Annotated in this window: 8 protein-coding genes and 1 pseudogene; 4 read left to right on the forward strand and 5 right to left on the reverse strand. The window is 61.8% G+C overall.

Translation table 11 applies throughout. The annotated features are described in order from the left end of the window. The 3 genes and pseudogenes from AYJ54_RS53975 to AYJ54_RS11690 all read right to left on the reverse strand — a co-directional run. Positions 1-116 (reverse strand): annotated as a pseudogene (locus AYJ54_RS53975) (tetratricopeptide repeat protein); the annotation flags it as partial. 91 nt (positions 117-207) lie between these two features. Further along, positions 208-1710 carry a metallophosphoesterase family protein gene (locus tag AYJ54_RS11685; protein WP_063699065.1) on the reverse strand — a complete coding sequence of 501 codons (1503 nt, stop codon included), beginning with the start codon at positions 1708-1710 and terminating at the stop codon, positions 208-210. Positions 1711-1979: 269 nt separating this feature from the next. Then, complete coding sequence (locus tag AYJ54_RS11690) at positions 1980-2183, reverse strand: hypothetical protein (RefSeq protein WP_063699066.1); 204 nt, start codon at positions 2181-2183, stop codon at positions 1980-1982. Positions 2184-2391: 208 nt separating this feature from the next. Between AYJ54_RS11690 and AYJ54_RS11695 the strand changes: the two genes are divergently transcribed. The 4 genes from AYJ54_RS11695 (at position 2392) to AYJ54_RS11715 (ending at position 7614) form a co-directional block, all read left to right on the forward strand. Next, positions 2392-3768, forward strand: coding sequence for a leucyl aminopeptidase family protein (locus AYJ54_RS11695; RefSeq protein WP_063699067.1), 1377 nt, complete (start codon positions 2392-2394; stop codon positions 3766-3768). Continuing rightward, on the forward strand, positions 3761-4603 hold the full coding sequence (locus tag AYJ54_RS11700; RefSeq protein WP_063699068.1) for a C40 family peptidase: 843 nt from the start codon (positions 3761-3763) through the stop codon (positions 4601-4603). The genes AYJ54_RS11695 and AYJ54_RS11700 overlap by 8 nt, the downstream gene beginning before the upstream one ends. A gap of 613 nt (positions 4604-5216) precedes the next feature. After that, a complete protein-coding gene (locus AYJ54_RS11705; RefSeq protein ID WP_063699069.1) occupies positions 5217-5972 on the forward strand; it encodes a Crp/Fnr family transcriptional regulator in 756 nt (251 codons plus the stop codon). A gap of 775 nt (positions 5973-6747) precedes the next feature. Continuing rightward, on the forward strand, positions 6748-7614 hold the full coding sequence (locus tag AYJ54_RS11715) for an FkbM family methyltransferase (RefSeq protein WP_063699071.1): 867 nt from the start codon (positions 6748-6750) through the stop codon (positions 7612-7614). A gap of 484 nt (positions 7615-8098) precedes the next feature. On the opposite strand, the gene AYJ54_RS11720 is transcribed toward AYJ54_RS11715, so the two are convergent. Further along, positions 8099-9079 (reverse strand): esterase/lipase family protein, encoded by a 981-nt coding sequence (locus AYJ54_RS11720; RefSeq protein WP_161491840.1) that lies wholly within the window; start codon positions 9077-9079, stop codon positions 8099-8101. Positions 9080-9319: 240 nt separating this feature from the next. Then, a protein-coding gene (locus AYJ54_RS47080) for an IS5 family transposase (RefSeq protein WP_430641378.1) occupies positions 9320-10080 on the reverse strand; the annotation gives its coding sequence in 2 pieces (ribosomal slippage) (positions 9320-9721 and positions 9724-10080; 759 coding nt in all). Between the last annotated feature and the right edge of the window lie 68 nt (positions 10081-10148).

Below are 10148 nucleotides of genomic sequence, written 5' to 3' on the forward strand. Positions count from 1 at the left end.
GAGCCGGTGACGTCGGAGAGCTTCGACATGGCCGTGCAGCCGCCGAGGCTGACTGCCAGCGCCGCGACCAGCGAGGTGGACGCAAGAAGCCGGGCTAGACTGAACCGTTGACGCATGCCGCCTTGACTCTAGAGCCGATTGATCGAGCCGAACGCGCCAGCAATAGACTGTTAACCCTAACGGCGGGTTAACGGCGATCTCCGGGCCTCAGAGCGGCGTTTCTGCGGGCGCAGCGCCGCCCAAGTCCAGATCGAGACCGAGTGCCGTCACCTGATCGTTCAGGTCTCGTAGCAATTGCAGCCTTTGCCGGGCATGCTGCTGCACGTCGACGCCCTCGCGCGGCATCCTGCGCAATTGGCGCAGCAGGTCGGCACGATTGATCAGGCGGTTCGCGCGGAGCTCGTCGAGCTCGTCGCGATCGATGCCGAGCACATCCGCCGATTGCTCGATCAATCGGCTCAGCAGCTGCCCCGCCGCGATCAGCGCCTTGGCCTCATGCTCGCGCCCTGACCTTGCGAACTTGCCGTCGAGATCACCCCAGACCCGGGATGTGACGAGATAGGTGTAGAGCGCATTTGCCCAACTATGTTCGCCGTCGTCGTAGAAGGCGCGCCGCGCCAGCAGCCGGGGGACCAGGGCCACGAGCTGATCCCGCGTCAGCGTCGCGCATGAGGCGATCTCGATCGCCGACTGGAGGGCGGGATCGCGGGAGAAGTCGCGCCCCGCCGGAAGCCGAATGATGCCGTCCGGAAGGTTGCTATCGAGCGGCCTGAAGACATCGTCGTCGCGCGGCCGCGAATATCGGGCGATCGCAAACCGGTATTGCGACCCGCTTGCGTCGGGCGACGGCCCGAAATGAATGATGTTGAAGCCGGCATCGTCGCCGCCCTGCCCGGTCGAAGATGGACAGGAGAGCACGTAGATCGTGCACCAGAACTCCTCTCCGCCCGCGCTCCGCGTGGCACGCGGATCGGGGATCGAATAGCGGGCAAGACCCTCGACGTGCCGGTGACCGTGCAGAACCAGGCTCACGTTGAGCGAGGTGGCGGCTTCGAGAAAGGTCGCTGGCGCGGCGAGATACATCAGCGGCTCGTCCGGGGCGCCGAGAAACCGCTTTCCCTCACCGGTCGCTTGCGGCAGCGGATGATGGTGCAGCGCCAGCACGCGTACCAGGTTGTCCGCGGGCTCGGCATAGTCGGGGCGTCCGGCCGAGCCCAGGCTGCCAGCAAGCTCGACGCTCAGCCGCGCGGACTGCGCGACCATCGCGCTGTAGGCACTTTCATCGATCGTGCCGTTGGCGAGCGTGGTGAGGCTTGCGCTGTTGGAATCCAGCAGCACCAGGTCGAGGCCGGACTGGCGGTAGTAGACGCTCTTCGACGTCCGCGGCAGATGCAGGTAGTCGTAGGCATCGTGCCGGCCGCTACCCCGGCTCGGGCGCTTGACATCGTGATTGCCGGCGATCGCCTGAATGTCGGTGAACAGGCCGCTTTGCCGGAATGAGGCGATGACCGCGAGCACCTCGTCGAGCGCGCGCGGCGTCGGGTCGTTCACGAGATCGCCGGTCATGAGCAGGACGCGGTCGGGAACAGCCGAAAAGCCCGCCATCCGCTCGCCAATCGCAGCGCCAAGGGCCTCGATGGTGGGAAGCAGCCGGCCTGACCCATCCAGATGCAGGTCGGAAATCTGCGCAATAACGAATGACCTATCCATTTTGCGCCGCCTCAGTGCAATGCTGCGCCGCCCAAACGAAGAGAAAAATGCCTTCGACGAACCGTTTCAAATCGGCATCGATCGGATGCCGCCGTTTCTGCGCTCGACGCGTGCAGAACCGCGCGGCCACAATCTCAAATCTCCAGCAACGATGCCACAACCGCAGCGCTAGTAAAAGCCCTGCGGCTATTTGCTGGCCGGCTTCCCGTGAACGGCCGTTCCCGCCGCAGCGATACGGGTCGATCCGCCGTTGGTTTCGCGAGGTCCGATCAATATTCGATGGCGAGACGCTTGCGGATTTCGTCCAAGCGCTTGTCGAGCGCGTCGAACCGTGCATGCACGGAGCGATCGTGAAGATAGAAGACGTAACCGCCGGCAAGGAACGCGAAGATCCAGTGGTGGTGCTCGACATAGCTGAAGACCGCCTCGATGGCCTGTCCGATGAATGTGACCACGCTCCACACAACGTCCATTGCATCTCCTCCCGGCACGCTTGCTCTTGCAGCCGCCGGCAACAGACCGTGCCGCAGGTGACTGCTGCACGGAACCTAGCATGACGCCTCGGATGCGAGTAGCGGCTCGCCGAGCGGTGATCGCAAAGCCGATTGCAGGCGCGGCAAAACTCTGCGAAGTCTCTTGGCCGCCACATCACCTGTTTGATCTGACGATCCGGACCTGCCAATGCCTTCCGTCTTCGAGACGTCCTCGACCGCCATCCCGATCACCTTCGTCACCAAATCGAGCTGGGATGCAGTTCGTGAGACGCTGCCGCCGGCGCAGCGCCAATTCGCCACCGCCAGCGCCTTTGCCGCCAAGCCGGGGGCCTATCTTGCGCTGCCCGCGCCGGATGGCGCGATCGCGCAAATCCTGTTCGGCCTCGAGGAGGATGGCGCCAGATCGCGCGATCCGTTCCGGCCGGGCGCCTTGCCGGGCCTGTTGCCGCCGGGCACGTATCGTTTTGCCAATGCACCGCACGATGCACGACTGGCGGCGCTCGCCTTTGCGCTCGGCAGCTACCGCTTCGCCCGCTACCGCAAGGCGGATCGCCCTGACGTCCGCCTGACGCCGCCGCCCGGCATCGACGCGGCCGAGATCGACCGGATCGCCGAGGCCGCCATGCTGGCGCGCGACCTCATCAACACACCGGCCAACGACATGGGGCCGGAGGAGCTGGCCGCATCCGCGCAGGCGCTCGCAGCCGAGTTCGGTGCAAGCTTTGCCTGCACGATTGGCGAGGATCTGAAGGCGCAGAACTTTCCGCTGATCCACGCGGTCGGCATGGCCTCGGACCGCGCACCGCGGCTGATCGATATCAGCTGGGGCGATCCCGCACATCCCAAGGTGACGCTGGTCGGCAAGGGGGTCTGCTTCGACACCGGCGGGCTCGACCTGAAGCCGTCGAGCGGCATGCTAATCATGAAGAAGGACATGGGCGGCGCCGCCAACGTGCTGGCGCTGGCGCGCATGGTGATGGATGCGAAGCTCAAGGTCCGGCTCCGCGTGCTGATTCCGGCGGTGGAGAATGCGGTCTCCGGCAACGCCTTCCGTCCGCTCGACATCTTCCCCTCGCGCAAGGGCATCACGGTCGAGATCGGCAACACCGATGCCGAGGGTCGGCTGGTGCTCGCCGATGCGCTGGCTCTGGCCGACGAGGAGAAGCCGGATCTGCTGATCGATCTCGGCACGCTCACCGGCGCGGCGCGCGTCGCGCTGGGACCGGATCTTCCGCCCTTCTACACCAATGACGAGGCGCTTGCCGCCGACGTCGCGCGCTGCGCGGTGAAGGAGAACGATCCGTTGTGGCGCATGCCGTTGTGGCCGGCTTACGATGCGTGGCTGGACTCCAAGGCGGCTACCATCACCAATGCACCGTCCGGCACCTTTGCCGGCTCGATCACCTGCGCGCTGTTCCTGCAACGCTTCGTCGAGCAGGCGAAGAGCTGGCTGCACGTCGACATCTACGGCTGGACCCCGTCGGCAAAGCCGGCGCGGCCCGAAGGCGGCGAATGCCAGGCCGCACGTGCCCTCTACACATTGCTGAGCGAGCGCTATGCATGATCCGCGGCTGACGCCGGCGCGGGGCGACCTCGCCGCAAAATATCTCGAAGGCAAGGTTCAGGCGGATCGCTTCGTCACCGGCGAGGAATTCGAGGTGATCGAGGCCATCGCACCGGTGCGTGAACGCCCGTCATCGGACGCGATGCTGATGACAGAGGCGCTGCGCGGCGAACGCGTCACGATCTACGATCGCAACGGAGAAGGCTGGGCCTGGGGCCAGCTCGTCGGCGACGGCTATGTCGGCTGGCTACCCGATGCCGCGCTGGCGCGGCCCGCAGGCGTGCCGACGCACAAAGTGAGCGCGCTGCGAACGTTCGCCTTTCCCGGTCCCTCGATCAAGCTAGCGCCGGCCGATACGCTCGTTCTGGGATCGAAGATCCTCGTGACGCGCGAGGACGGCAACTTCGCCGTGACGCGCGACGGGACATATCTGCCGAAGGCGCATCTTGCCGCGCTCGATCATCGCGAGCCCGATTTCGTCGCCGTCGCCGAGCGCTTCGTCGGCACGCCCTATCTCTGGGGCGGCAAGAGCAGCCTCGGCATCGACTGCTCCGGCCTCGTCCAGGTCTCGCTGACATCAGCGGGCATCGGCTGCCCGCGCGACAGCGACATGCAGCAGGCCGGCCTTGGCCGCGCGCTCGCGCCGGATGAGGCAAGCAAGCTGCAACGCGGCGACCTGATCTTCTGGAAGGGCCACGTCGCGATCGTGCGCGACGGCAGCACCATGGTTCACGCCAATGCGTATCACATGGCGACGGTGATCGAGGCGACCGAGCCGGCCATCGCGCGCATCAGGCAAGCAGGCAGCGAGGTCGCTGCGATCAAACGGCTATAGAGCGTGTACTGATAATTTCGTCGCGTCCGCTTCACTCTCGCAAGGCGACGTTGAAGCCGACATGGCCACATGTCGGCCTTGGGCCATTCCGGAAGCGAGCGAAATCTGTTGACCCTTGGCGATCAGAACGCCGTCCCAACGCGCGGAACGGCTAGTCCGCCACCCTGTCAGAACTGTTCGCCGCCCAAGCGTCCCGATCGACGAACGCGCTGGTCCAAGTATAACAATTGCATGACGGCCGGAATGCGCCAAAGGCTGGCTGCCCCTCATATTCGACATGAGTGGAACCGAAGATCGGTGCTACGCAACGCGGGTGGAGAAGAGCACCTTTTGCAGCTTCCGTACTTTCGCGCTGCAACTGCACCGATACTGCCATTTGCACTGACTCTCTTCCCTTACTCGCCGCGCTCATGTCGCGGGCCCCCTAAAATTGATCCGTTCGTGTCTATGAGGACTCAAGCTTGAGCCGACGTACAGTTGGAATATCCGAGTTTGCGAGTGAGTTGGATCTCAGCGCGAGTAGCGAAAGCAGATCTGAACATATGTTAAGGCCGCCGTTCCGCACCGCCCGGAATGAAGAAGGCGGAGGATGCCTCACCGCGGGTCATCTGCAGTGACGCGTTCGGACGGAATGCGTAACTGCTTTCTGGCAACACTGCCGGTATCGGATCTCGATCTGTTGCGGCCCGCGCTGGAGACGGTCGCGCTCGATCAGGACGCGATCCTTGCGCGAGCGGGGGACGAGATCGACTATGTCTTCTTCCCTCGCAGCGGCGCCATCTCGCTGATGATCGACATGGCGGACGGGCAGACGGTCGACACCGCCGTAGTCGGGCGCGAGGGGGCACTTGGCCTTCTTTCGGTGCTCGGGCCGTCACCTTCGGCCACTACCGCGGTCGTTCGTGCATCGGGCACCGCCTCGCGAATCCCCGCGTCGCGATTTCACGCCGCTTTCAACCGGAGCCCTACGATCCGGCACGCGGTCCAGATGCACGGCAGGGCAATGCTGATGCAGTTTCAGCTGGGCGCGGCTTGCAATGCGCTGCATCCGGTCAAAGACCGCATGGCCCGGTGGCTACTCCATTTTTGCGACTGCATCGACCACGACGTACTTCCGCTCACCCAGGAGGCCTTGTCGCAAATGCTCGGTGTGCGACGAACGACGGTGACGCTCCTGATGCGCGATCTGCGCGCATCGGGAGCGATCAAATCTGATCGACGAGGCCAAATCGAGATCGACCGGTTGCGGCTCGCGGCCGCGGCGTGCGAATGCCACGGCACAATGCGTCTCGAATTCGAGAAGATCTTCGCGATGAATACGGCCCAACCTATCTCATTGGCTGTGCCGGATGAAGGGCGTATCCCCTGAAGGGAAGCGTGGTTTTGCATCACGGCAAATCCAGTTGTCCATGTCGCGGAAGGGTCACCAGCAGTAATGCTCTAACCGATCAGAAGATTTCCGCTCTACCCTCAGAAGCCGACATCACTTTTATCGCCCCAGATTAGACGACGTGATGCTCGACGCGCGTCCGCGCCTCACAGCCTAAATCCCCCGATTTGCCGGTCGCTCATCACCACGGCGCGATCGTGGAATTCGTGCACGAATATACACGTCAAGAAGCGCTGGAAGGCCAGCATCATCAAATGAAAAACCCCGGGGTGATGCCCCGGGGTCTCTCTTATTGCGGCCAACCGAATGTGGCTCCGGTCTCGAACTGGCATGACAGGGGCGGCCATGCGGTGCCGTTCACCAGAGGCTGGAAGGGATGATTTCTGTAATCGGCTTCACAAGAATGTGGCACATCTCTTGCTGCAATTTTGTCGCTTGGGCAACGAGGATGACGACGAGAGGCACGTCCCGGCGCGTGGCAGCCCCTTAATTGTCACTTTCCCCAGGGATGGTGCTCGTGGTCGCGAGATCGAACCAGTTCGGTGGCGATCTCGTGCTTGCTCTGTTCCGCTTCTGCGAGACGGGGCAGGCTGCGCGGCATTGATGTCGGCGGCTTGCGTCCCAGCATCACTTAAATTCGCTGCGTCGTCGGCGTGAGAGATCGCGGCCCAAGCCGCGGCGTTGACGAACGCGACCTCACCAGGATTAGCCACCTTCGACCCTTGGGCCTTCGGGCGCACAAAAAGGACGAGCCATGGACGAGACCCTCATTTACGACGTCGGCGCCCACAAGGGCGAGGATACCGAATTCTATTTGAGAAAGGGATTTCGCGTTGTCACCATAGAGGCGATGCCGGAATTCTGCAATTCCATCGCCAACCGGTTCTCGGAACACGTCAAGTCCGGCGCGCTGTCGGTGGTCAATGTTGCAGTTTCGAACTCGCCTGGGAACGTCAGTTTTTATGCTGACGATCGTGTTTCGGAGTGGGGAACAACCAATCCGGATTGGTCCGAAAGAAACAGGAGATTTGGCGCAGGTACGGGACGGACGTTGACGGTACCCGCTGCGAAACTGGCGGACATTTTCAAGCAGCACGGTGTCCCGCGATACTGCAAAATCGACATTGAAGGCAATGACCTCGAAGCGCTGGCCTCTCTGGAGGGACTTTCCGAGCTGCCAAAATTCGTATCCATTGAATCTGACAAGACGAGCTGGGAAAAGCTTATTGAAGAGTTCGAGACATTCGAAAAGCTGGGATACCGCAAATACAGAATAATGGATCAGTCACTTGTCTCCATGCAGACATGCCCAACGATTCCGAAAGAAGGAAAGTTTGTCGATTGGCGGTTCAAGAACGGAAGCAGCGGCCTTTTCGGAGATGAGTTGCCCGGAACATGGGTAAGCGCGCTTGAAGCCATCGAACTCTACAAGAGCATTTTTCGTGGATATGCGATCAATGGAGATCTTGGATTGTTCGGTGGCGGCGCAAAAAGCATGTTCAACATGGTCGGCAAGATTCAAGAGAAGGTGTTTCGTCTCAAGGGCTCTAAACGATACTTGAATCCGGCGACGCAGTTCCCGCCGCCCGGTTGGTACGATACCCATGCGGCCAGAGAGTGATTGAGATGTAGCTGCCGTTCTACGGCCTGAGCGCTCCTGATGTCCGCTCATCCCTCAACAGCGGCACAAAAGCGGACATCGCTGGAGGTCGCCGAAGGGTCACGAACGGACATCCGGAGGCTATTCGATCGGCAAGCGCTAACACATTAGGCGGAATCTGAGGCCATAGCCTTCGCGACGCCAAGGTTGATCACGAACAAGTAACGTGTCGGCTGCTCGAACGGTAAGTCGGCAGGGTTCGCACCTTTGAAGATGCGATCGACCAAGGCGGCAGCTCGCTTGAAGCTTTCCTTGCGATCAGCGCCATGGGTTGAGAATGGTCAGCGTGTCGGGCATCACGATCGCGTCTGGCGGCTCACGATCCATTGTCTCGAATGCCCCAGTAAAATCGTTGGGCTCGCGCACACGAAGGGGCTGCACAGAATTGCCGATAGAGCGAGCGACTGCGGTGCTATTGTCGCGCCAGTGCGCTTGTTGGAGCCGGTCAATTTCGGCTGGAATGCGTTGCCTCCGGGCGACGAGGCCTCGCCCCTGACGCTGGAACTACCGCGGCGGCTTCCGCGCCAGGACCGGGCGACGTTCTACGGGCACGAGTTGCTTTGACGGCAACGCGCGGCTCCTGTCGTTGGGTCCTTGAGTGAGGCTTGAACGCGGCGATAATGTAATCAAGAGCTGGTATGTGGCTCTTTTTCATTTCTTGAGAGGTAAAGTAGCTGAAATGGTCTGTTGCCGTCTGGCTCGAAGGGCGCATGGACGCCGGAGATGTCGACGAAAGGGCCACCACTAGGTCATTCGGCTCACCGCCGAAGAAGCGACGCGATAGCCACCCAGCTGTTCCGACAGGTTCTGCTCGACCGCCCACGACGAACATGGGCAAGACTCGCCTGCCTGCGCCGCCTGCCTGTTTGGCTTCGTCCTCTCGCAGCCCGTACAAGAACTCGCCACGATTGCTGGTTGGCCGCAGATCGCTAACGCCCTCGATAGCTTTCTGCTTGCGTACGGCCAAGAGCGCATCAACCAGCGGAACGGACTTGCCGGTCTGCTGAATGGTTTTGAGGAGCAACAGCTTCCCCAAGAATTCGTCGCCTCGTTCGGCCAGTTCGGCGCCCAAGTGTGGAGTGCCGAATGTAACCGCTCCTCTCAGGCGCTCCGCCCAGCGTCGGTTGCCATTTACTAGCTTCACCACGGTAGCCCTTGCAACAAGTCCGCCTCGAGAGTGGCAGACAAAGAGGAGGGGTAAGCCGCTCGATCCGAGCCGTTTCTCAATTAACTCGGCAAGCTCCTGGGCATTCACATTGATCCGAGCAAGCGTGTCGTGCGGCCATGCCACGAGGTGGACGTCAGGTAAGGCGTTATCGCTCTTGATGCGGGCGACCAGGTGATCGAATGTTCCTGTGTCACTCGACATGAGTCCGTGCAGAAAGATGATCACCCCCCGCTTGCTTTCGAGATCAGCCTGATTCAATCCCTCTAGCCGCGGTAGCGGGTCGCCCTCGCTTCGCGCCCGCAGCGCTTCCACGAGGTTTCCCCGCCGCCGCGATGCAGCCTTTGGAAAAAGAGCCACTCCAAACTCTCTGAGCCTTGCGCCTGCCAACGCAATTCGCGCTCGAACAGAACCTCCGTCCAACAGGAACATCGGGCGCTGCGCCTCAAGGGCGAGCCGACGCTTCCCTGGTCGCGGGAGCGCCATCGCTAGGGTCCAGACTCAATTGATCCAATAGGCGACGATGGCTGCGATGTGGACGGCAGCCAAGAAGTTTCTGGCGAGTTTATCGTAACGAGTTGCGACACGCCTGAAATCCTTGAGCCGGCAGAAGCAACGCTCGATAACATTGCGCCCTTTATAGATGCGCTTGCTGAAGTTGTGGAAGGTCACCCTGTTGGATTTGTTTGGAATGACGGGCTTGGCGCCACGATTGACGATTTCGGCGCGAAAGCCGTCGCCGTCGTAGCCTTTGTCCCCAATGAGGGCAGACATGGGCGGCGCGAGTTCCAAAAGGGCCGGCGCTGCGGCAATATCTGCGTCCTGGCCCGGAGTGAGATGAAATGCGCAGGGTTTGCAATCAGGGTCGCTCAGCGCGTGGATTTTCGTGGTCCGCCCGCCGCGCGAGCGGCCGATCGCCTGTTCATGTTCCCCCCTTTTCCGCCGCTCGCCGAGCGATGCGCCTTGATCGAGGTGGAGTCGATGGACAAAGTCACGCCATCCTTGCCGCAGCGGGCGAGCGCTTCAAAGATCGCCTGCCAATGTCCGCGCTTGGCCCAGCGATTGAACCGATTGTAGATCGTCGTGTAAGGACCAAAGTCGGGCGGGCAATCGCGCCAGCGCGCGCCACACTGAAGCATGTGGATGATACCGCTGATGATGCGTCGATCATCTTCGCGCTCCGGTCCGGTCTGGTTCGTTGGCAGATGCGGCTTTATCTGAGCCCACTGCTTGTCGTTGAGCCAGAACAGCCCCTTGCGCATCAAAGCCCCCGTGCCGAATCAGTTCGGGTGCAAGAGAATCAGAGCGCGCTAATTAGGTACAGACCCTA

The sequence above is a fragment of the Bradyrhizobium centrolobii genome (assembly GCF_001641635.1).
GTDB classification, from domain to species: Bacteria; Pseudomonadota; Alphaproteobacteria; order Rhizobiales; family Xanthobacteraceae; genus Bradyrhizobium; species Bradyrhizobium centrolobii.